Raw genomic sequence first — 23,851 nt, forward strand, 5'->3', positions numbered from 1 at the left:
TGGGGGAGATAGTATGGCCGGGGAAACAATACTTGTCGTAGATGATGAAAAAGAAATTAGGAACCTTATTACAATTTATTTAAAGAACGAAGGATATAAAGTACTGCAAGCAGGGGACGGAGAAGAAGGGTTACGTATATTAGAAGAAAATGAAGTGCACTTAGTCGTATTAGATATTATGATGCCGAAAGTAGATGGTATTCATATGTGTATGAAAGTAAGGGAAGCGAAGGAAATGCCGATTATTATGCTTTCGGCAAAAACGCAAGATATGGATAAAATTTTAGGATTAACAACAGGTGCAGATGATTATGTAGCAAAACCGTTTAATCCGTTAGAGTTAATCGCAAGAATTAAATCGCAACTACGTCGTTATATGAAAATGAATGGCTTTGCTATTCAAAATGAGGACGAGTTAGAAATTGGAGAGATGAAAATAAACATCTCCACTCATACAGTCATTGTGGATAGAGAAGAAGTGAAACTGACCCCGAGGGAATTTTCAATTTTAGAATTACTAGTCCGTAATCCGGGGGTGGTCTTTAGTGCGGAACAAATTTATGAAAAGGTTTGGAACGAAAGATCTTTCCAGTCGGATAACACGGTAATGGTTCATATTCGGAAAGTGCGTGAAAAGATTGAGGAGAATCCAAGGAAGCCAATATATATAAAAACAGTATGGGGAGTGGGGTATAAGATTGAAAAAGATATTTAATCCATTTACTTATGTTAGGAAAATTCGAGAATTAATTGGAAAGATAGTGAAGAGTGTGAAACGGAGTATACGAATTCAACTTATTACTGCGTTTACTGCTTGTGCGTTGTTAGGGATTTTGTCAGCGAAGGCAGCAGCACCGTTTTTTGAGAATGCGAATCGAGAGGCGACGATCGATTATCGGGTTGGTATGGAACAAATTAATCAACAAGCTCAAAGCGTGGCAAGTAGTTCAGTTCATGAAAATAAATTAGAAGCTATATCAACTATGATTGAAATAGAGAATCAAAATTTAGAACAAAACTCTAGAGCTTTAAAAGTATTGGTCACTGACGAGAGCGGTAAAGTTTTATATAAAACGAAGCAGGCGCAAGAAGAGCAAATTGATTTGCATAATACAATTCGTAATGCATCATCGTTTGCGATTAATTATATGAATGGTAGAAAAGAATTTGAAAGTACGAGAAAAGAATTTATAGCTTTTGCACCTATTACAATAGAAGATAAGAATTTATACATGTTTGTTAGTGGGATTCCAGAAGGTGAAGTAATATATGATACGCAAGAAGGACCGTTTCCGTTTTTCATAGGTGTACTTGTATTTATTTTCTCTTTCTTCTATATAACAAAGAGAAAGATGAAGCAAATTGAAGCGATGGCACAAGGTGTAAAGGAAATAGAAAAAGGAAACTTAGCGTACCGTATTGAGAAAAAAGGTGAAGATGAGATTGCGTCTTTAACTGAGAATATTAATAATATGGCGGAAGAGCTTATGAATAATATAGAAAAGGAACGTAAATTAGAGAAGCAAAAGAATGAGCTTATTACGAATGTATCACACGATTTACGTACACCACTGACTTCTATAATGGGTTACTTGCGATTACTTCGAGATTCTAAATATGAAAATAAAGAACAACATGATGAGTATACGAGAATTGCTTTTGCAAAGTCGGAGCAGTTAAAGAATTTAATAGAAGATTTATTTGAGTATACGAAGTTAACGAATGAACAAGTTGTATTAGAAAAACAGGAAGTGTGTGTAAATGAGTTACTTGATCAATTAATAGAAGAGTTAGTACCACAAGCGGAAGAGCATGGCCTTATGTTTGTTAAGAAGTTTCCTGAGGAACGTGCATATGCGATGATTGATTCGGAAAAGATGGTCCGTGTATTCGACAACTTACTAATGAATGCAATTAAGTATAGTAAAGATGACGGAGAGATAAAAGTTTCTCTTCAAAGGCAGCGCAGGAATATACAAATTGTTATTGCGAATCATAGTGAAGAGTTTACGAGAGAAGAGTTAGGGAACTTGTTTGAACGGTTTTATAAGAAAGATCAATCTAGAAGTAGAGTAACAGAAGGTTCGGGGCTCGGATTAGCTATTGCGAAAAGTATTGTTGAGTTGCAAGGTGGTAGTATTCGAGCTGAGTATGAGGACGGGATCGTTCAGTTCATCGTTTCATTACCAATTATAGAAAAATAATAAATGAATAGAATGTTATAGGATAAAAAGGCTTATTTTAAAAGGGATAAGCCTTTTTATATTTTTTTAGAAAAACATATTGACGATTAGAGTTTAGAGGTGTAATATAGAACAAGTCGCCGATAGCGACAACGCAGAAAGCGACAAAAGAAATAAAAAAACTTGGTTGACATTGAAATATGAAAATGTTAACATAAGGGAGTCGCAAATGAGCGGCAAACAAGTTCTTTGAAAACTGAACGAAACAAACAACGTGAACGTCAATTTTTATTTTTAGATGCTAGACAAACTAACTTTATTGGAGAGTTTGATCCTGGCTCAGGATGAACGCTGGCGGCGTGCCTAATACATGCAAGTCGAGCGAATGGATTAAGAGCTTGCTCTTATGAAGTTAGCGGCGGACGGGTGAGTAACACGTGGGTAACCTACCCATAAGACTGGGATAACTCCGGGAAACCGGGGCTAATACCGGATAATATTTTGAACTGCATAGTTCGAAATTGAAAGGCGGCTTCGGCTGTCACTTATGGATGGACCCGCGTCGCATTAGCTAGTTGGTGAGGTAACGGCTCACCAAGGCGACGATGCGTAGCCGACCTGAGAGGGTGATCGGCCACACTGGGACTGAGACACGGCCCAGACTCCTACGGGAGGCAGCAGTAGGGAATCTTCCGCAATGGACGAAAGTCTGACGGAGCAACGCCGCGTGAGTGATGAAGGCTTTCGGGTCGTAAAACTCTGTTGTTAGGGAAGAACAAGTGCTAGTTGAATAAGCTGGCACCTTGACGGTACCTAACCAGAAAGCCACGGCTAACTACGTGCCAGCAGCCGCGGTAATACGTAGGTGGCAAGCGTTATCCGGAATTATTGGGCGTAAAGCGCGCGCAGGTGGTTTCTTAAGTCTGATGTGAAAGCCCACGGCTCAACCGTGGAGGGTCATTGGAAACTGGGAGACTTGAGTGCAGAAGAGGAAAGTGGAATTCCATGTGTAGCGGTGAAATGCGTAGAGATATGGAGGAACACCAGTGGCGAAGGCGACTTTCTGGTCTGTAACTGACACTGAGGCGCGAAAGCGTGGGGAGCAAACAGGATTAGATACCCTGGTAGTCCACGCCGTAAACGATGAGTGCTAAGTGTTAGAGGGTTTCCGCCCTTTAGTGCTGAAGTTAACGCATTAAGCACTCCGCCTGGGGAGTACGGCCGCAAGGCTGAAACTCAAAGGAATTGACGGGGGCCCGCACAAGCGGTGGAGCATGTGGTTTAATTCGAAGCAACGCGAAGAACCTTACCAGGTCTTGACATCCTCTGAAAACTCTAGAGATAGAGCTTCTCCTTCGGGAGCAGAGTGACAGGTGGTGCATGGTTGTCGTCAGCTCGTGTCGTGAGATGTTGGGTTAAGTCCCGCAACGAGCGCAACCCTTGATCTTAGTTGCCATCATTAAGTTGGGCACTCTAAGGTGACTGCCGGTGACAAACCGGAGGAAGGTGGGGATGACGTCAAATCATCATGCCCCTTATGACCTGGGCTACACACGTGCTACAATGGACGGTACAAAGAGCTGCAAGACCGCGAGGTGGAGCTAATCTCATAAAACCGTTCTCAGTTCGGATTGTAGGCTGCAACTCGCCTACATGAAGCTGGAATCGCTAGTAATCGCGGATCAGCATGCCGCGGTGAATACGTTCCCGGGCCTTGTACACACCGCCCGTCACACCACGAGAGTTTGTAACACCCGAAGTCGGTGGGGTAACCTTTATGGAGCCAGCCGCCTAAGGTGGGACAGATGATTGGGGTGAAGTCGTAACAAGGTAGCCGTATCGGAAGGTGCGGCTGGATCACCTCCTTTCTATGGAGAATTGATGAACGCAGTTCATCAATAAACGTTGACTTGTTTTGTTTCGTTCAGTTTTGAGAGAACTATCTCTCAAGTTTAAATGTATGTTCTTTGAAAACTAGATAACAGTGTAGCTCATATTTTTTTAATTTTAGTTTGGTTAAGTTAGAAAGGGCGCACGGTGGATGCCTTGACACTAGGAGTCGATGAAGGACGGGACTAACGCCGATATGCTTCGGGGAGCTGTAAGTAAGCTTTGATCCGAAGATTTCCGAATGGGGAAACCCACTATACGTAATGGTATGGTATCCTTACCTGAATACATAGGGTATGGAAGACAGACCCAGGGAACTGAAACATCTAAGTACCTGGAGGAAGAGAAAGCAAATGCGATTTCCTGAGTAGCGGCGAGCGAAACGGAATCTAGCCCAAACCAAGAGGCTTGCCTCTTGGGGTTGTAGGACATTCTATACGGAGTTACAAAGGAACGAGGTAGACGAAGCGACCTGGAAAGGTCCGTCACAGAGGGTAATAACCCCGTAGTCGAAACTTCGTTCTCTCTTGAATGTATCCTGAGTACGGCGGAACACGTGAAATTCCGTCGGAATCTGGGAGGACCATCTCCCAAGGCTAAATACTCCCTAGTGATCGATAGTGAACCAGTACCGTGAGGGAAAGGTGAAAAGCACCCCGGAAGGGGAGTGAAAGAGATCCTGAAACCGTGTGCCTACAAATAGTCAGAGCCCGTTAATGGGTGATGGCGTGCCTTTTGTAGAATGAACCGGCGAGTTACGATCCCGTGCGAGGTTAAGCTGAAGAGGCGGAGCCGCAGCGAAAGCGAGTCTGAATAGGGCGTTTAGTACGTGGTCGTAGACCCGAAACCAGGTGATCTACCCATGTCCAGGGTGAAGTTCAGGTAACACTGAATGGAGGCCCGAACCCACGCACGTTGAAAAGTGCGGGGATGAGGTGTGGGTAGCGGAGAAATTCCAATCGAACCTGGAGATAGCTGGTTCTCCCCGAAATAGCTTTAGGGCTAGCCTTAAGTGTAAGAGTCTTGGAGGTAGAGCACTGATTGAACTAGGGGTCCTCATCGGATTACCGAATTCAGTCAAACTCCGAATGCCAATGACTTATCCTTAGGAGTCAGACTGCGAGTGATAAGATCCGTAGTCAAGAGGGAAACAGCCCAGATCGCCAGCTAAGGTCCCAAAGTGTGTATTAAGTGGAAAAGGATGTGGAGTTGCTTAGACAACTAGGATGTTGGCTCAGAAGCAGCCACCATTTAAAGAGTGCGTAATAGCTCACTAGTCGAGTGACTCTGCGCCGAAAATGTACCGGGGCTAAATACACCACCGAAGCTGCGAATTGATACCAATGGTATCAGTGGTAGGGGAGCGTTCTAAGTGCAGTGAAGTCAGACCGGAAGGACTGGTGGAGCGCTTAGAAGTGAGAATGCCGGTATGAGTAGCGAAAGACGGGTGAGAATCCCGTCCACCGAATGCCTAAGGTTTCCTGAGGAAGGCTCGTCCGCTCAGGGTTAGTCAGGACCTAAGCCGAGGCCGACAGGCGTAGGCGATGGACAACAGGTTGATATTCCTGTACCACCTCTTTATCGTTTGAGCAATGGAGGGACGCAGAAGGATAGAAGAAGCGTGCGATTGGTTGTGCACGTCCAAGCAGTTAGGCTGATAAGTAGGCAAATCCGCTTATCGTGAAGGCTGAGCTGTGATGGGGAAGCTCCTTATGGAGCGAAGTCTTTGATTCCCCGCTGCCAAGAAAAGCTTCTAGCGAGATAAAAGGTGCCTGTACCGCAAACCGACACAGGTAGGCGAGGAGAGAATCCTAAGGTGTGCGAGAGAACTCTGGTTAAGGAACTCGGCAAAATGACCCCGTAACTTCGGGAGAAGGGGTGCTTTCTTAACGGAAAGCCGCAGTGAATAGGCCCAAGCGACTGTTTAGCAAAAACACAGGTCTCTGCGAAGCCGTAAGGCGAAGTATAGGGGCTGACACCTGCCCGGTGCTGGAAGGTTAAGGAGAGGGGTTAGCGTAAGCGAAGCTCTGAACTGAAGCCCCAGTAAACGGCGGCCGTAACTATAACGGTCCTAAGGTAGCGAAATTCCTTGTCGGGTAAGTTCCGACCCGCACGAAAGGTGTAACGATTTGGGCACTGTCTCAACCAGAGACTCGGTGAAATTATAGTACCTGTGAAGATGCAGGTTACCCGCGACAGGACGGAAAGACCCCGTGGAGCTTTACTGTAGCCTGATATTGAATTTTGGTACAGTTTGTACAGGATAGGCGGGAGCCATTGAAACCGGAGCGCTAGCTTCGGTGGAGGCGCTGGTGGGATACCGCCCTGACTGTATTGAAATTCTAACCTACGGGTCTCATCGACCCGGGAGACAGTGTCAGGTGGGCAGTTTGACTGGGGCGGTCGCCTCCTAAAGTGTAACGGAGGCGCCCAAAGGTTCCCTCAGAATGGTTGGAAATCATTCGTAGAGTGCAAAGGCATAAGGGAGCTTGACTGCGAGACCTACAAGTCGAGCAGGGACGAAAGTCGGGCTTAGTGATCCGGTGGTTCCGCATGGAAGGGCCATCGCTCAACGGATAAAAGCTACCCCGGGGATAACAGGCTTATCTCCCCCAAGAGTCCACATCGACGGGGAGGTTTGGCACCTCGATGTCGGCTCATCGCATCCTGGGGCTGTAGTCGGTCCCAAGGGTTGGGCTGTTCGCCCATTAAAGCGGTACGCGAGCTGGGTTCAGAACGTCGTGAGACAGTTCGGTCCCTATCCGTCGTGGGCGCAGGAAATTTGAGAGGAGCTGTCCTTAGTACGAGAGGACCGGGATGGACGCACCGCTGGTGTACCAGTTGTTCTGCCAAGGGCATAGCTGGGTAGCTATGTGCGGAAGGGATAAGTGCTGAAAGCATCTAAGCATGAAGCCCCCCTCAAGATGAGATTTCCCATAGCGTAAGCTAGTAAGATCCCTGAAAGATGATCAGGTTGATAGGTTCGAGGTGGAAGCATGGTGACATGTGGAGCTGACGAATACTAATAGATCGAGGACTTAACCATATAATATGAAGCAATGTTATCTAGTTTTGAAGGAATATACCTTCATCAGTTTGGTGATGATGGCAGAGAGGTCACACCCGTTCCCATACCGAACACGGAAGTTAAGCTCTCTAGCGCCGATGGTAGTTGGGACCTTGTCCCTGTGAGAGTAGGACGTCGCCAAGCAAGCTAAAACACAAGTCTTTTGACTTGTGTTTTTTTGTATATTTGTTTCGTTAGAAACAAGGGTGGAAATATTGCTAAATCATACCAGATGGAAAAATATTTATGAAATCATGATAAAGGCGAAGTATTTTCGCTATTTTTATTAAGCGCTCATTAAACTAGATGTATTTCGTAATAGGATCATTATTGGTCATATTTTCAATATAAGAGGGAAACCTCTCTTCTTTTATAATTAATTTCTAAAAAACTTGGCGCATAATTGAAGCTTCTATACTCTAAATGATTTAATGGTTTATGAATTATATAGCTATTTCCCCTTAAAATCCTGTATACAGTATCCCTTAACTAATAAACATTAGAGGTGTTTCTGCCGGTAAATACTTCTTTTTCATGATTGGACATCTAAATCTTCTTCATTAATATACTTTTGAAAATAAATCCGTTCATCATTTCAATAATATAGATTTGTGTAATTGCTTCCTTTGAGTTTGCAGTTTGCTCAATCTATTAAACAAGCCCGTCTATATAATTGCATTTTATATAGACGGGCTTGTTTAATTTTTTATTCTTATAATAGTAGCGTTTTGAGGGATGTTTTTTGTTATTAAGTATAGGGAAGTAGTACATAATCTATGAAAATGATACAGGTGCTTTCAATTATTATAAGAACAGCTATATTATGGCTAAATATGTAGTGAGATATAGGCATGTTGAACAAGGGGCTCATTTACAATTGAAGTGTATATGTGGGTATGAAATCTTCTTTGATTAGTAGTCGTAACTTCTTGAGGCATAAATTTTTGAATTCCGTAACGTCAGTGCTACAATGATTGAAAAATAAATGTTAATGAGGTGTTCATATGAAAATTGAAGTTTGGTCTGATTTTGTATGCCCGTTTTGCTATATTGGGAAGCGTAGATTAGAAATGGCTTTAGAGCAATTTCCACATAAGAAAGATGTTGAAGTTGAGTTTAAAAGTTTTGAATTAGATCAAAATGCTCCGATCTACTCTGGAACGAGTATTAATGAAGTGCTTGCATCGAAGTATGGAATTAGTGTTGAAGAAGCTGATCGTAATAATATACAACTAGGCAATCATGCAGCTAGTATGGGTTTGAGTTTCAATTTTGAAGAGATGAAGCCAACAAATACTTTTGATGCACATCGTTTGGCGAAATTCGCAAAGGATCAGGGGAAGGAAAAGGAGATTACAGAAAATCTACTTTTTGCATATTTCACTGAATCGAGAAACTTAAGTGATGTGGAAACACTAGCTAATATTGCTGAAGCTTCCGGTCTAGATAGGGAAGAGGCTTTAAATGTTATTCATAATAAAAATGCTTATGCCAATGAGGTTAGGATTGATGAATCAATTGCTCAACAATATAAAATTACAGGGGTACCTTATTTTATTGTTAATCAAAAGTATGCTATTTCAGGTGCACAACCACTTGAAACCTTTGTTGGTGCACTTCAACAGGTGTGGGAAGAAGAGAACCCTAAGTCTGAACTTCAAGATCTTTCAATAAATAGTACAACAGATGATTATTGTGCAGATGGTAGCTGCTCGATACCTTCAAAGGAATAATATTTAATTCTTTCTTTCTATTATGGTGTGCATAATGTAATGAGGGGATAAATTTAAAATGTCATATGTATATTAATGACATCTAAATACGAATAACCTACAGTGACTTTTATAGGTTATTCGTATTTAGTTTATTTTGGGGAGTTACATTCAAGGGTATTATTATTGTGCTAACGGCTTGTTGGTATAGTTAATTCATATTTTTATAAAAAACTTATTTAAAACTATTGACGATTAATATACATGGGTGTAATATAGAACAAGTCGCCGATAGCAACAACGCAGAAAGCGACAAAAGAAATAAAAAAACTTGGTTGACATTGAAATATGAAAATGTTAACATAAGGGAGTCGCAAATGAGCGGCAAACAAGTTCTTTGAAAACTGAACGAAACAAACAACGTGAACGTCAATTTTTATTTTTAGATGCTAGACAAACTAACTTTATTGGAGAGTTTGATCCTGGCTCAGGATGAACGCTGGCGGCGTGCCTAATACATGCAAGTCGAGCGAATGGATTAAGAGCTTGCTCTTATGAAGTTAGCGGCGGACGGGTGAGTAACACGTGGGTAACCTACCCATAAGACTGGGATAACTCCGGGAAACCGGGGCTAATACCGGATAATATTTTGAACTGCATAGTTCGAAATTGAAAGGCGGCTTCGGCTGTCACTTATGGATGGACCCGCGTCGCATTAGCTAGTTGGTGAGGTAACGGCTCACCAAGGCGACGATGCGTAGCCGACCTGAGAGGGTGATCGGCCACACTGGGACTGAGACACGGCCCAGACTCCTACGGGAGGCAGCAGTAGGGAATCTTCCGCAATGGACGAAAGTCTGACGGAGCAACGCCGCGTGAGTGATGAAGGCTTTCGGGTCGTAAAACTCTGTTGTTAGGGAAGAACAAGTGCTAGTTGAATAAGCTGGCACCTTGACGGTACCTAACCAGAAAGCCACGGCTAACTACGTGCCAGCAGCCGCGGTAATACGTAGGTGGCAAGCGTTATCCGGAATTATTGGGCGTAAAGCGCGCGCAGGTGGTTTCTTAAGTCTGATGTGAAAGCCCACGGCTCAACCGTGGAGGGTCATTGGAAACTGGGAGACTTGAGTGCAGAAGAGGAAAGTGGAATTCCATGTGTAGCGGTGAAATGCGTAGAGATATGGAGGAACACCAGTGGCGAAGGCGACTTTCTGGTCTGTAACTGACACTGAGGCGCGAAAGCGTGGGGAGCAAACAGGATTAGATACCCTGGTAGTCCACGCCGTAAACGATGAGTGCTAAGTGTTAGAGGGTTTCCGCCCTTTAGTGCTGAAGTTAACGCATTAAGCACTCCGCCTGGGGAGTACGGCCGCAAGGCTGAAACTCAAAGGAATTGACGGGGGCCCGCACAAGCGGTGGAGCATGTGGTTTAATTCGAAGCAACGCGAAGAACCTTACCAGGTCTTGACATCCTCTGAAAACTCTAGAGATAGAGCTTCTCCTTCGGGAGCAGAGTGACAGGTGGTGCATGGTTGTCGTCAGCTCGTGTCGTGAGATGTTGGGTTAAGTCCCGCAACGAGCGCAACCCTTGATCTTAGTTGCCATCATTAAGTTGGGCACTCTAAGGTGACTGCCGGTGACAAACCGGAGGAAGGTGGGGATGACGTCAAATCATCATGCCCCTTATGACCTGGGCTACACACGTGCTACAATGGACGGTACAAAGAGCTGCAAGACCGCGAGGTGGAGCTAATCTCATAAAACCGTTCTCAGTTCGGATTGTAGGCTGCAACTCGCCTACATGAAGCTGGAATCGCTAGTAATCGCGGATCAGCATGCCGCGGTGAATACGTTCCCGGGCCTTGTACACACCGCCCGTCACACCACGAGAGTTTGTAACACCCGAAGTCGGTGGGGTAACCTTTATGGAGCCAGCCGCCTAAGGTGGGACAGATGATTGGGGTGAAGTCGTAACAAGGTAGCCGTATCGGAAGGTGCGGCTGGATCACCTCCTTTCTATGGAGAATTGATGAACGCAGTTCATCAATAAACGTTGACTTGTTTTGTTTCGTTCAGTTTTGAGAGAACTATCTCTCAAGTTTAAATGTATGTTCTTTGAAAACTAGATAACAGTGTAGCTCATATTTTTTTAATTTTAGTTTGGTTAAGTTAGAAAGGGCGCACGGTGGATGCCTTGACACTAGGAGTCGATGAAGGACGGGACTAACGCCGATATGCTTCGGGGAGCTGTAAGTAAGCTTTGATCCGAAGATTTCCGAATGGGGAAACCCACTATACGTAATGGTATGGTATCCTTACCTGAATACATAGGGTATGGAAGACAGACCCAGGGAACTGAAACATCTAAGTACCTGGAGGAAGAGAAAGCAAATGCGATTTCCTGAGTAGCGGCGAGCGAAACGGAATCTAGCCCAAACCAAGAGGCTTGCCTCTTGGGGTTGTAGGACATTCTATACGGAGTTACAAAGGAACGAGGTAGACGAAGCGACCTGGAAAGGTCCGTCACAGAGGGTAATAACCCCGTAGTCGAAACTTCGTTCTCTCTTGAATGTATCCTGAGTACGGCGGAACACGTGAAATTCCGTCGGAATCTGGGAGGACCATCTCCCAAGGCTAAATACTCCCTAGTGATCGATAGTGAACCAGTACCGTGAGGGAAAGGTGAAAAGCACCCCGGAAGGGGAGTGAAAGAGATCCTGAAACCGTGTGCCTACAAATAGTCAGAGCCCGTTAATGGGTGATGGCGTGCCTTTTGTAGAATGAACCGGCGAGTTACGATCCCGTGCGAGGTTAAGCTGAAGAGGCGGAGCCGCAGCGAAAGCGAGTCTGAATAGGGCGTTTAGTACGTGGTCGTAGACCCGAAACCAGGTGATCTACCCATGTCCAGGGTGAAGTTCAGGTAACACTGAATGGAGGCCCGAACCCACGCACGTTGAAAAGTGCGGGGATGAGGTGTGGGTAGCGGAGAAATTCCAATCGAACCTGGAGATAGCTGGTTCTCCCCGAAATAGCTTTAGGGCTAGCCTTAAGTGTAAGAGTCTTGGAGGTAGAGCACTGATTGAACTAGGGGTCCTCATCGGATTACCGAATTCAGTCAAACTCCGAATGCCAATGACTTATCCTTAGGAGTCAGACTGCGAGTGATAAGATCCGTAGTCAAGAGGGAAACAGCCCAGATCGCCAGCTAAGGTCCCAAAGTGTGTATTAAGTGGAAAAGGATGTGGAGTTGCTTAGACAACTAGGATGTTGGCTCAGAAGCAGCCACCATTTAAAGAGTGCGTAATAGCTCACTAGTCGAGTGACTCTGCGCCGAAAATGTACCGGGGCTAAATACACCACCGAAGCTGCGAATTGATACCAATGGTATCAGTGGTAGGGGAGCGTTCTAAGTGCAGTGAAGTCAGACCGGAAGGACTGGTGGAGCGCTTAGAAGTGAGAATGCCGGTATGAGTAGCGAAAGACGGGTGAGAATCCCGTCCACCGAATGCCTAAGGTTTCCTGAGGAAGGCTCGTCCGCTCAGGGTTAGTCAGGACCTAAGCCGAGGCCGACAGGCGTAGGCGATGGACAACAGGTTGATATTCCTGTACCACCTCTTTATCGTTTGAGCAATGGAGGGACGCAGAAGGATAGAAGAAGCGTGCGATTGGTTGTGCACGTCCAAGCAGTTAGGCTGATAAGTAGGCAAATCCGCTTATCGTGAAGGCTGAGCTGTGATGGGGAAGCTCCTTATGGAGCGAAGTCTTTGATTCCCCGCTGCCAAGAAAAGCTTCTAGCGAGATAAAAGGTGCCTGTACCGCAAACCGACACAGGTAGGCGAGGAGAGAATCCTAAGGTGTGCGAGAGAACTCTGGTTAAGGAACTCGGCAAAATGACCCCGTAACTTCGGGAGAAGGGGTGCTTTCTTAACGGAAAGCCGCAGTGAATAGGCCCAAGCGACTGTTTAGCAAAAACACAGGTCTCTGCGAAGCCGTAAGGCGAAGTATAGGGGCTGACACCTGCCCGGTGCTGGAAGGTTAAGGAGAGGGGTTAGCGTAAGCGAAGCTCTGAACTGAAGCCCCAGTAAACGGCGGCCGTAACTATAACGGTCCTAAGGTAGCGAAATTCCTTGTCGGGTAAGTTCCGACCCGCACGAAAGGTGTAACGATTTGGGCACTGTCTCAACCAGAGACTCGGTGAAATTATAGTACCTGTGAAGATGCAGGTTACCCGCGACAGGACGGAAAGACCCCGTGGAGCTTTACTGTAGCCTGATATTGAATTTTGGTACAGTTTGTACAGGATAGGCGGGAGCCATTGAAACCGGAGCGCTAGCTTCGGTGGAGGCGCTGGTGGGATACCGCCCTGACTGTATTGAAATTCTAACCTACGGGTCTCATCGACCCGGGAGACAGTGTCAGGTGGGCAGTTTGACTGGGGCGGTCGCCTCCTAAAGTGTAACGGAGGCGCCCAAAGGTTCCCTCAGAATGGTTGGAAATCATTCGTAGAGTGCAAAGGCATAAGGGAGCTTGACTGCGAGACCTACAAGTCGAGCAGGGACGAAAGTCGGGCTTAGTGATCCGGTGGTTCCGCATGGAAGGGCCATCGCTCAACGGATAAAAGCTACCCCGGGGATAACAGGCTTATCTCCCCCAAGAGTCCACATCGACGGGGAGGTTTGGCACCTCGATGTCGGCTCATCGCATCCTGGGGCTGTAGTCGGTCCCAAGGGTTGGGCTGTTCGCCCATTAAAGCGGTACGCGAGCTGGGTTCAGAACGTCGTGAGACAGTTCGGTCCCTATCCGTCGTGGGCGCAGGAAATTTGAGAGGAGCTGTCCTTAGTACGAGAGGACCGGGATGGACGCACCGCTGGTGTACCAGTTGTTCTGCCAAGGGCATAGCTGGGTAGCTATGTGCGGAAGGGATAAGTGCTGAAAGCATCTAAGCATGAAGCCCCCCTCAAGATGAGATTTCCCATAGCGTAAGCTAGTAAGATCCCTGAAAGATGATCAGGTTGATAGGTTCGAGGTGGAAGCATGGTGACATGTGGAGCTGACGAATACTAATAGATCGAGGACTTAACCATATAATATGAAGCAATGTTATCTAGTTTTGAAGGAATATACCTTCATCAGTTTGGTGATGATGGCAGAGAGGTCACACCCGTTCCCATACCGAACACGGAAGTTAAGCTCTCTAGCGCCGATGGTAGTTGGGACCTTGTCCCTGTGAGAGTAGGACGTCGCCAAGCAACTTTAAGACGAGTCAGAATGACTCGTCTTTTTTGTGTTTAATGAAATAAGCTTGTTATTAATGGCTCAAGAAATCCATTGATAACAAGCTTATTTGTTTAAAGGTAAGCGTATTTATATAAATGAGGCCCTAGATACATTTGTAATTTCACAAATTTGATTTACAGTCATATCTCCCTCTTTATAAAGCTTTACTGCATAATTCATTCCTGCATGATTTTTATGGTACTTCTTTAACCGACCTTTAAACTTTCCTTCTTTCTTAGCCAGTTCAATTCCTTCACGCTGCCGCATACGGATAAGATCACGTTCTAATTGGTTTACACCCACCATAACCGTAATTAAGAATTGGCTGTAGGGATTATCTTCTGATAAATCTAGCCATGTATCTTTTAAGGATTTTAAATTTGCCTTTTTACTCCGTATGTTATCGATTAATTCAAATAAATCTTGTGTACTACGAGTAATCCGAGTTAAGTCCGTAACATAAATGATGTCACCTTCTTGTATATCCTCTAACATTTTTTGAAGTTGTTCACGATCTTTTGTTGCTCCGGAAACCTTTTCTTCAAAAATAATATCCATTCCGATTTCGTTCAGTTGCTGAAATTGCCTTGAAGGATTCTGGCTAGTTGAACTGACGCGTATATAACCGATTTTTCGCAAAATATCACCTCATTTTTGAGACAAGTCTTATGAGACGCTCTTAACTATGATTTTATCAGTCTCCTACACTCTATTGATATATAATTGAACTAATTAACTGAATAATTATAGAAATGAGATGATACTGTATGATAATGACTTTAATTCGTGAATAGCAAAGAAGCTACCACATGTTAAATTGAAGTGAACCCGAATAGTGGTACATGAAAAAAGTTCATTGTAACAGGCTATTTGTTTCATTTATCCCGCTATTTGCGGGCAGTAAAACTCCCATCTCAAAATTCAGCTGGAGCAAAGAAGTTAGGTGGGAGCCCTGTTGCCCGTAAACGCCTGATTGGTGAAGGCTAATAATCAGTGGGGGATCAACAATCCCCCCACTGATTAAAGTTTCACTTTATTTGTTTTAAGTAGTTATATGGTGAAAGTGGTGGAGTTAAAAAGATAATAGCGCGTGTTCTTTTTTCTGAATCTGGCTTTTGAAGAGCGGCGATAATTTCAAAATATAGTTCTTGAAAATCTTATGTATTACTTTCGCATATAACATTTTGGATAAAGATGTGTGGATTAATGTTTAGACTCTATAATCTTTTTTATAGTTTGGATAGTTTGTTACACGAAATTCCCAAGAAAATTTTCGAGCGGGAAGATCAGTTATGAGTAGTAATATTGGAACTGCTCTTGTACATAGTGTTCAGCTTCTTTATAAGTTCTACTTGTTTCCTCCAGTAGTTGGATAAGAATCCTTTTTTGTAGCCTTATAAATAAGATAACTAAAGTATAGTTGGCCACTGGTTGCTATTTGAACAGCATATTTGTCTTTATTATCACGTTGATATAAATAAGTTGGAGGAAGAATGGGTTCATCGGGAATAAATGTAGGTAGTTATATACTCTATTTGTAATTTGGTTGGAAATAATGAAACTATATGCTCTTCTAACGGAAAAACTTATAGATATAGGATACAACTCTTTAAATTTTATAATTTTGTAGCTTTTATATAGAAGATAAGTATAAGTGAAAAATTATAGTGTGATTACTTAAATGCAAGGAAGTAGTGGTGTATAACAAGAGAATAGAACATTCGTTCTCGAATGGTGTAATGGACATACTCAATCAATTGAGGCGCTTATTTTCTATTGGACATATGTGTTTAAAGAAGAGCTGCCATACTAGGTTCGGATTTCCAGTATAGCTTGTAACTTTACATGCTTTAGTGAAGTGGTTCTTCAGTAAAGTATATTTCAATTATTAATATTGGATTTATTGACACTCCCACTGCTAAAGGGGCAACCTGATTAACATCAGTGTGATTCTTGCTACCAAAGGCGAAGTCCATTTTTGGTATCGCTGACGTGCAAGATTGTAGTGTGCCATCACCACTCTCACTATAGACCGTATAGGTTCGCGAGCTACGGTGCTATGACAGCTGCATGTTCATATGTTTTAGCGTCTTTTTCTTGTCTATAGTTGACGTGTATCAAAACAATAAGTGTTTTTCTATGAAGGTATCGTGAAATCTGTAAACGAACCAATTATTCTATCTCCAACTGGTTTTATGAAATAATCTACGAATGGTCCTTTACTCATCATAATTTTTAATATTAATTGAATCTAGTCTATATTCGGTTCATTCTATTATGAGTGGTTCAGGAGAGTGAGTGTACTGTTAGAAAGAGATATTGTAATTAAGATAAGGAGAGTAAATGAAGTTGCTAGAAAAGAATTTCTTGTGGAACCCAGTAATGTACGGGGGATAATCCTCTTGAAATAGAGAGGTTTGTTAGGGGAGATTAGTAGATAGAGGTAGACAATGATTGCTATTTAGTAAAATCTTTGTGGATTTTTATGTAACCTTTACTAATCGGGAATTTATGATCGTCAGGCTCACTACTAACTTCCTTGCTTCAGCCGAACTTTGAGGTGGGAGTCTTACTGTCTGCAAATAGCAGGATAAAATGGTGTGAACATATTAAATTAAATATCTTTATAAAAAGGTGTTGACGATTAGCTTATAGAGGTGTAATATAGAACAAGTCGCCGATAGCAACAACGCAGAAAGCGACAAAAGAAATAAAAAAACTTGGTTGACATTGAAATATGAAAATGTTAACATAAGGGAGTCGCAAATGAGCGGCAAACAAGTTCTTTGAAAACTGAACGAAACAAACAACGTGAACGTCAATTTTTATTTTTAGATGCTAGACAAACTAACTTTATTGGAGAGTTTGATCCTGGCTCAGGATGAACGCTGGCGGCGTGCCTAATACATGCAAGTCGAGCGAATGGATTAAGAGCTTGCTCTTATGAAGTTAGCGGCGGACGGGTGAGTAACACGTGGGTAACCTACCCATAAGACTGGGATAACTCCGGGAAACCGGGGCTAATACCGGATAATATTTTGAACTGCATAGTTCGAAATTGAAAGGCGGCTTCGGCTGTCACTTATGGATGGACCCGCGTCGCATTAGCTAGTTGGTGAGGTAACGGCTCACCAAGGCGACGATGCGTAGCCGACCTGAGAGGGTGATCGGCCACACTGGGACTGAGACACGGCCCAGACTCCTACGGGAGGCAGCAGTAGGGAATCTTCCGCAATGGACGAAAGTCTGACGGAGCAACGCCGCGTGAGTGATGAAGGCTTTCGGGTCGTAAAACTCTGTTGTTAGGGAAGAACAAGTGCTAGTTGAATAAGCTGGCACCTTGACGGTACCTAACCAGAAAGCCACGGCTAACTACGTGCCAGCAGCCGCGGTAATACGTAGGTGGCAAGCGTTATCCGGAATTATTGGGCGTAAAGCGCGCGCAGGTGGTTTCTTAAGTCTGATGTGAAAGCCCACGGCTCAACCGTGGAGGGTCATTGGAAACTGGGAGACTTGAGTGCAGAAGAGGAAAGTGGAATTCCATGTGTAGCGGTGAAATGCGTAGAGATATGGAGGAACACCAGTGGCGAAGGCGACTTTCTGGTCTGTAACTGACACTGAGGCGCGAAAGCGTGGGGAGCAAACAGGATTAGATACCCTGGTAGTCCACGCCGTAAACGATGAGTGCTAAGTGTTAGAGGGTTTCCGCCCTTTAGTGCTGAAGTTAACGCATTAAGCACTCCGCCTGGGGAGTACGGCCGCAAGGCTGAAACTCAAAGGAATTGACGGGGGCCCGCACAAGCGGTGGAGCATGTGGTTTAATTCGAAGCAACGCGAAGAACCTTACCAGGTCTTGACATCCTCTGAAAACTCTAGAGATAGAGCTTCTCCTTCGGGAGCAGAGTGACAGGTGGTGCATGGTTGTCGTCAGCTCGTGTCGTGAGATGTTGGGTTAAGTCCCGCAACGAGCGCAACCCTTGATCTTAGTTGCCATCATTAAGTTGGGCACTCTAAGGTGACTGCCGGTGACAAACCGGAGGAAGGTGGGGATGACGTCAAATCATCATGCCCCTTATGACCTGGGCTACACACGTGCTACAATGGACGGTACAAAGAGCTGCAAGACCGCGAGGTGGAGCTAATCTCATAAAACCGTTCTCAGTTCGGATTGTAGGCTGCAACTCGCCTACATGAAGCTGGAATCGCTAGTAATCGCGGATCAGCATGCCGCGGTGAATACGTTCCCGGGCCTTGTACACACCGCCCGTCACACCACGAGAGTTTGTAACACCCGAAGTCGGTGGGGTAACCTTTATGGAGCCAGCCGCCTAAGGTGGGACAGATGATTGGGGTGAAGTCGTAACAAGGTAGCCGTATCGGAAGGTGCGGCTGGATCACCTCCTTTCTATGGAGAATTGATGAACGCAGTTCATCAATAAACGTTGACTTGTTTTGTTTCGTTCAGTTTTGAGAGAACTATCTCTCAAGTTTAAATGTATGTTCTTTGAAAACTAGATAACAGTGTAGCTCATATTTTTTTAATTTTAGTTTGGTTAAGTTAGAAAGGGCGCACGGTGGATGCCTTGACACTAGGAGTCGATGAAGGACGGGACTAACGCCGATATGCTTCGGGGAGCTGTAAGTAAGCTTTGATCCGAAGATTTCCGAATGGGGAAACCCACTATACGTAATGGTATGGTATCCTTACCTGAATACATAGGGTATGGAAGACAGACCCAGGGAACTGAAACATCTAAGTACCTGGAGGAAGAGAAAGCAAATGCGATTTCCTGAGTAGCGGCGAGCGAAACGGAATCTAGCCCAAACCAAGAGGCTTGCCTCTTGGGGTTGTAGGACATTCTATACGGAGTTACAAAGGAACGAGGTAGACGAAGCGACCTGGAAAGGTCCGTCACAGAGGGTAATAACCCCGTAGTCGAAACTTCGTTCTCTCTTGAATGTATCCTGAGTACGGCGGAACACGTGAAATTCCGTCGGAATCTGGGAGGACCATCTCCCAAGGCTAAATACTCCCTAGTGATCGATAGTGAACCAGTACCGTGAGGGAAAGGTGAAAAGCACCCCGGAAGGGGAGTGAAAGAGATCCTGAAACCGTGTGCCTACAAATAGTCAGAGCCCGTTAATGGGTGATGGCGTGCCTTTTGTAGAATGAACCGGCGAGTTACGATCCCGTGCGAGGTTAAGCTGAAGAGGCGGAGCCGCAGCGAAAGCGAGTCTGAATAGGGCGTTTAGTACGTGGTCGTAGACCCGAAACCAGGTGATCTACCCATGTCCAGGGTGAAGTTCAGGTAACACTGAATGGAGGCCCGAACCCACGCACGTTGAAAAGTGCGGGGATGAGGTGTGGGTAGCGGAGAAATTCCAATCGAACCTGGAGATAGCTGGTTCTCCCCGAAATAGCTTTAGGGCTAGCCTTAAGTGTAAGAGTCTTGGAGGTAGAGCACTGATTGAACTAGGGGTCCTCATCGGATTACCGAATTCAGTCAAACTCCGAATGCCAATGACTTATCCTTAGGAGTCAGACTGCGAGTGATAAGATCCGTAGTCAAGAGGGAAACAGCCCAGATCGCCAGCTAAGGTCCCAAAGTGTGTATTAAGTGGAAAAGGATGTGGAGTTGCTTAGACAACTAGGATGTTGGCTCAGAAGCAGCCACCATTTAAAGAGTGCGTAATAGCTCACTAGTCGAGTGACTCTGCGCCGAAAATGTACCGGGGCTAAATACACCACCGAAGCTGCGAATTGATACCAATGGTATCAGTGGTAGGGGAGCGTTCTAAGTGCAGTGAAGTCAGACCGGAAGGACTGGTGGAGCGCTTAGAAGTGAGAATGCCGGTATGAGTAGCGAAAGACGGGTGAGAATCCCGTCCACCGAATGCCTAAGGTTTCCTGAGGAAGGCTCGTCCGCTCAGGGTTAGTCAGGACCTAAGCCGAGGCCGACAGGCGTAGGCGATGGACAACAGGTTGATATTCCTGTACCACCTCTTTATCGTTTGAGCAATGGAGGGACGCAGAAGGATAGAAGAAGCGTGCGATTGGTTGTGCACGTCCAAGCAGTTAGGCTGATAAGTAGGCAAATCCGCTTATCGTGAAGGCTGAGCTGTGATGGGGAAGCTCCTTATGGAGCGAAGTCTTTGATTCCCCGCTGCCAAGAAAAGCTTCTAGCGAGATAAAAGGTGCCTGTACCGCAAACCGACACAGGTAGGCGAGGAGAGAATCCTAAGGTGTGCGAGAGAACTCTGGTTAAGGAACTCGGCAAAATGACCCCGTAACTTCGGGAGAAGGGGTGCTTTCTTAACGGAAAGCCGCAGTGAATAGGCCCAAGCGACTGTTTAGCAAAAACACAGGTCTCTGCGAAGCCGTAAGGCGAAGTATAGGGGCTGACACCTGCCCGGTGCTGGAAGGTTAAGGAGAGGGGTTAGCGTAAGCGAAGCTCTGAACTGAAGCCCCAGTAAACGGCGGCCGTAACTATAACGGTCCTAAGGTAGCGAAATTCCTTGTCGGGTAAGTTCCGACCCGCACGAAAGGTGTAACGATTTGGGCACTGTCTCAACCAGAGACTCGGTGAAATTATAGTACCTGTGAAGATGCAGGTTACCCGCGACAGGACGGAAAGACCCCGTGGAGCTTTACTGTAGCCTGATATTGAATTTTGGTACAGTTTGTACAGGATAGGCGGGAGCCATTGAAACCGGAGCGCTAGCTTCGGTGGAGGCGCTGGTGGGATACCGCCCTGACTGTATTGAAATTCTAACCTACGGGTCTCATCGACCCGGGAGACAGTGTCAGGTGGGCAGTTTGACTGGGGCGGTCGCCTCCTAAAGTGTAACGGAGGCGCCCAAAGGTTCCCTCAGAATGGTTGGAAATCATTCGTAGAGTGCAAAGGCATAAGGGAGCTTGACTGCGAGACCTACAAGTCGAGCAGGGACGAAAGTCGGGCTTAGTGATCCGGTGGTTCCGCATGGAAGGGCCATCGCTCAACGGATAAAAGCTACCCCGGGGATAACAGGCTTATCTCCCCCAAGAGTCCACATCGACGGGGAGGTTTGGCACCTCGATGTCGGCTCATCGCATCCTGGGGCTGTAGTCGGTCCCAAGGGTTGGGCTGTTCGCCCATTAAAGCGGTACGCGAGCTGGGTTCAGAACGTCGTGAGACAGTTCGGTCCCTATCCGTCGTGGGCGCAGGAAATTTGAGAGGAGCTGTCCTTAGTACGAGAGGACCGGGATGGACGCACCGCTGGTGTACCAGTTGTTCTGCCAAGGGCATAGCTGGGTAGCTATGTGCGGAAGGGATAAGTGCTGAAAGCATCTAAGCATGAAGCCCCCCTCAAGATGAGATTTCCCATAGCGTAAGCTAGTAAGATCCCTGAAAGATGATCAGGTTGATAGGTTCGAGGTGGAAGCATGGTGACATGTGGAGCTGACGAATACTAATAGATCGAGGACTTAACCATATAATATGAAGCAAATGTTATCTAGTTTTGAAGGAATATACCTTCATAGTTTGGTGATGATGGCAGAGAGGTCACACCCGTTCCCATACCGAACACGGAAGTTAAGCTCTCTAGCGCCGATGGTAGTTGGGACCTTGTCCCTGTGAGAGTAGGACGTCGCCAAGCAACTTTAAGACGAGTCAGAATGACTCGTCTTTTTTGTGTTTAATGAAATAAGCTGGTTATTAATGGCTCAAGAAATCCATTGATAACCAGCTTATTTGTTTAAAAATAAATGTATTTATCTAGTATGGACTTCCGGTAAAATCGTTATTTATCATAGCTTCACTTTGTTTTTTACATCGATAAGCTTAAAACGTTCGCAAACGAGCAGCATATCTTCAGAAAAACTAAGACCAAGTTCGCTTAGTTCCTTTGTAAAGAACTGTATATGGGTGTCTCTCCAGTAATTATAAGTAAGATCGCCTTCACCCTCAGCTACAGCAAATTCTTCAGTCACTTCATTCATTGGCATTATAGTTACTTCTATTGTCTTAATAATAGCTACAGGTTCATCCTGACTATTGAGTACAATACTATAATCGTTAGTTGTTGGTAGTGGTTCATTTTCTAATTCGTAAAAAATATGGCCCGAGCATGTTGCGGTTTTCACACCATCAATGACTAATTGAGCGAGATAATCAGGAGAATCACCAAATTGCCAAGCTGTAACAGATTCTGGTTTTTCATTGTTTCCCCAATAAGTATCCCAGTATGATTGTGCTAATGGATTCATTTGTATATTTACCTCACTTTAGTTAAAATTCATTTTTTTATAAGCCTTGAGCAACTTGCTTATTTGTAATAGTTTTGTAGTCATATAAAATCTGGGTTGTTGTATTACGGATTAATACAAGTAATACGCTGAAGGAATATGGTTTATAAACTTGTTCTGTCCATTTATGACCATTTTCCCCGTAGACGCCCATATTAATAGACGGGATGTTCAATTTTCGAATTGTTTCGTATGGTAATGGATATAGTTGTTATGTAGTCTATTTGTGATTTGGGCTGCAATAAAGTTAGGGTCAATGCCCGATCACCTACACGTACTTCGCTTCCATAAATATAGAAACAAGGAAGAAGTGATGTATAGCAAAGGAGTGAGAACATTAGTTCTATCATGGTGTAATGGGTAGACTCAATCAATTGAGGTGCTTATTTTTACTTCAGCATATGTGTATAAAGAAGAAATGCTATTACTAGGTTCGGATTTCAAATATAGCTTTTAACGTTACATATTTTAATGAAGTGTTGTTTAAAGGTAAAGAATATTCTGGTTATTAATATTGATCTATTATCCACTATGCCATATTGAAGTGAGTAATACTAGAGGTGAAATAGATAAAAACCGATATTCCTTGAATATCGGTTTAATAATATGTGACTTATATGAAGCTATAGCAATACGAAAAGTGTAAATACAATGGCTAACAAAATACGATAATATGCAAAAGGTTTTAAACCTATCTTTTCTAAAAGCTTCAGGAAGGTTACTACCGCTAGCATTGCTACAAGAAAAGAGGTAATGAATCCTACCGCAAACATAGGAATATCATCTACACTTAAATACTTCCAACTTTTTAATAAGTCTAACCCTGTAGCTCCGGCCATTACAGGAATGGCAATGAGAAAAGAGAACTCAGATGCAGCCTTATAATTTACTTTTGCTAATAGCCCTCCAGAAATAGTAGAGCCCGCTCTAGAGAAGCCAGGGTATACTGCTAAGCATTGAAATAATCCAATTGTTAATGCTTGACGGTATGTTAAATCATCTAGTGAAAAGGCGGTTGCCTCTGCTTTTTTTGCTTCTGCAAAAATCATAAGAATTGCTCCTGCTACAAGTCCGATTACGACAGTATACGGCTGAAATAAGTATGTTTTAATAACATCATGTAATAATAGGCCAACAACTACTGCTGGGAATACACCGAGAAAAACATGTAATGCATTGAATTTTTTCTCTTTCCGTAGAAGGGGTTTAATATTACATAAAGAAACAAGGCGTTTATGATATAAAATCGCGATAGCTAAAATTGCCCCTAACTGTATGACAATTTCAAACGTTTTTGCCCTTTCTCCTTCAAAACCTAATAAATGTCCGACTAATATAAGATGGCCAGTAGAAGAGATGGGTAAAAATTCAGCTAACCCTTCTACAATACCAAGTATGAAGGCAATGATAAGATCGCTCATAGTTTCACTCCTAT

At 44.4% G+C, this 23,851-nt stretch carries 6 protein-coding genes, 9 rRNA genes and 1 pseudogene; 12 read left to right on the top strand and 4 right to left on the bottom strand.

The window, feature by feature from the left end; all coding sequences use genetic code 11:
- The first annotated feature begins 13 nt into the window (after positions 1-13).
- The 9 genes from MKX37_RS01555 (at position 14) to rrf (MKX37_RS01595) (ending at position 14,101) form a co-directional block, all read left to right on the top strand.
- Entirely contained in the window at positions 14-715 is a 702-nt protein-coding gene (locus tag MKX37_RS01555) for a response regulator transcription factor (protein WP_078422508.1), read from the top strand.
- The gene (locus MKX37_RS01560; RefSeq protein ID WP_016126477.1) at positions 699-2,204 is read left to right on the top strand and encodes a sensor histidine kinase; all 1,506 of its coding nucleotides are present in this window, start codon (positions 699-701) and stop codon (positions 2,202-2,204) included. The genes MKX37_RS01555 and MKX37_RS01560 overlap by 17 nt, the downstream gene beginning before the upstream one ends.
- Before the next feature lie 295 nt (positions 2,205-2,499).
- A 16S ribosomal RNA gene (locus tag MKX37_RS01565) occupies positions 2,500-4,051 on the top strand.
- Positions 4,052-4,197: 146 nt separating this feature from the next.
- Positions 4,198-7,119: ribosomal RNA gene (locus tag MKX37_RS01570) — 23S ribosomal RNA — on the top strand.
- Between the two features lie 49 nt (positions 7,120-7,168).
- Positions 7,169-7,284, top strand: a 5S ribosomal RNA gene (gene rrf / locus MKX37_RS01575).
- Together the 16S, 23S and 5S rRNA genes form the textbook arrangement of a ribosomal RNA operon.
- Before the next feature lie 860 nt (positions 7,285-8,144).
- Positions 8,145-8,873, top strand: coding sequence for a DsbA family oxidoreductase (locus MKX37_RS01580; protein WP_002016772.1), 729 nt, complete (start codon positions 8,145-8,147; stop codon positions 8,871-8,873).
- A gap of 443 nt (positions 8,874-9,316) precedes the next feature.
- A 16S ribosomal RNA gene (locus MKX37_RS01585) occupies positions 9,317-10,868 on the top strand.
- A gap of 146 nt (positions 10,869-11,014) precedes the next feature.
- A 23S ribosomal RNA gene (locus MKX37_RS01590) occupies positions 11,015-13,936 on the top strand.
- Positions 13,937-13,985: 49 nt separating this feature from the next.
- Positions 13,986-14,101: ribosomal RNA gene (gene rrf / locus MKX37_RS01595) — 5S ribosomal RNA — on the top strand.
- Between the two features lie 115 nt (positions 14,102-14,216).
- On the opposite strand, the gene MKX37_RS01600 is transcribed toward rrf (MKX37_RS01595), so the two are convergent.
- Positions 14,217-14,768 carry a recombinase family protein gene (locus MKX37_RS01600; RefSeq protein ID WP_002187500.1) on the bottom strand — a complete coding sequence of 184 codons (552 nt, stop codon included), beginning with the start codon at positions 14,766-14,768 and terminating at the stop codon, positions 14,217-14,219.
- A 2,214-nt stretch (positions 14,769-16,982) separates the two neighbouring features.
- On the opposite strand from MKX37_RS01600, the gene MKX37_RS01605 reads away from it, so the two are divergent.
- From MKX37_RS01605 to rrf (MKX37_RS01615), 3 genes are all read left to right on the top strand, one after another.
- Positions 16,983-18,534 (top strand): 16S ribosomal RNA (locus tag MKX37_RS01605).
- A 146-nt stretch (positions 18,535-18,680) separates the two neighbouring features.
- Positions 18,681-21,602 (top strand): 23S ribosomal RNA (locus MKX37_RS01610).
- A gap of 49 nt (positions 21,603-21,651) precedes the next feature.
- A 5S ribosomal RNA gene (gene rrf / locus MKX37_RS01615) occupies positions 21,652-21,767 on the top strand.
- 151 nt (positions 21,768-21,918) lie between these two features.
- Here rrf (MKX37_RS01615) and MKX37_RS01620 read toward each other — a convergent pair.
- The 3 genes and pseudogenes from MKX37_RS01620 to bacA all read right to left on the bottom strand — a co-directional run bounded on the left by MKX37_RS01620 (position 21,919) and on the right by bacA (position 23,837).
- Positions 21,919-22,377 carry an ASCH domain-containing protein gene (locus tag MKX37_RS01620; RefSeq protein ID WP_002010006.1) on the bottom strand — a complete coding sequence of 153 codons (459 nt, stop codon included), beginning with the start codon at positions 22,375-22,377 and terminating at the stop codon, positions 21,919-21,921.
- A 37-nt stretch (positions 22,378-22,414) separates the two neighbouring features.
- A pseudogene (locus MKX37_RS01625) lies at positions 22,415-22,615 on the bottom strand (peptidase M20); the annotation flags it as partial.
- Positions 22,616-23,039: 424 nt separating this feature from the next.
- Positions 23,040-23,837, bottom strand: a complete 798-nt coding sequence (gene bacA, locus MKX37_RS01630; protein ID WP_002124850.1) for an undecaprenyl-diphosphate phosphatase — start codon at positions 23,835-23,837, stop codon at positions 23,040-23,042.
- Between the last annotated feature and the right edge of the window lie 14 nt (positions 23,838-23,851).

The organism is Bacillus sp. FSL R5-0709 (assembly GCF_038004785.1).
Lineage (GTDB): Bacteria > Bacillota > Bacilli > Bacillales > Bacillaceae_G > Bacillus_A > Bacillus_A mycoides.

What these genes read in the sequence shown, in the direction of transcription:
- MKX37_RS01580 (WP_002016772.1), top strand. Translation starts at nt 8,145, where the DNA reads ATGAAAATTGAAGTTTGGTCTGATTTTGTATGCCCGTTTTGCTATATT.
- bacA (WP_002124850.1), bottom strand. Translation starts at nt 23,837, where the DNA reads ATGAGCGATCTTATCATTGCCTTCATACTTGGTATTGTAGAAGGGTTA.
- MKX37_RS01555 (WP_078422508.1), top strand. Translation starts at nt 14, where the DNA reads ATGGCCGGGGAAACAATACTTGTCGTAGATGATGAAAAAGAAATTAGG.
- MKX37_RS01620 (WP_002010006.1), bottom strand. Translation starts at nt 22,377, where the DNA reads ATGAATCCATTAGCACAATCATACTGGGATACTTATTGGGGAAACAAT.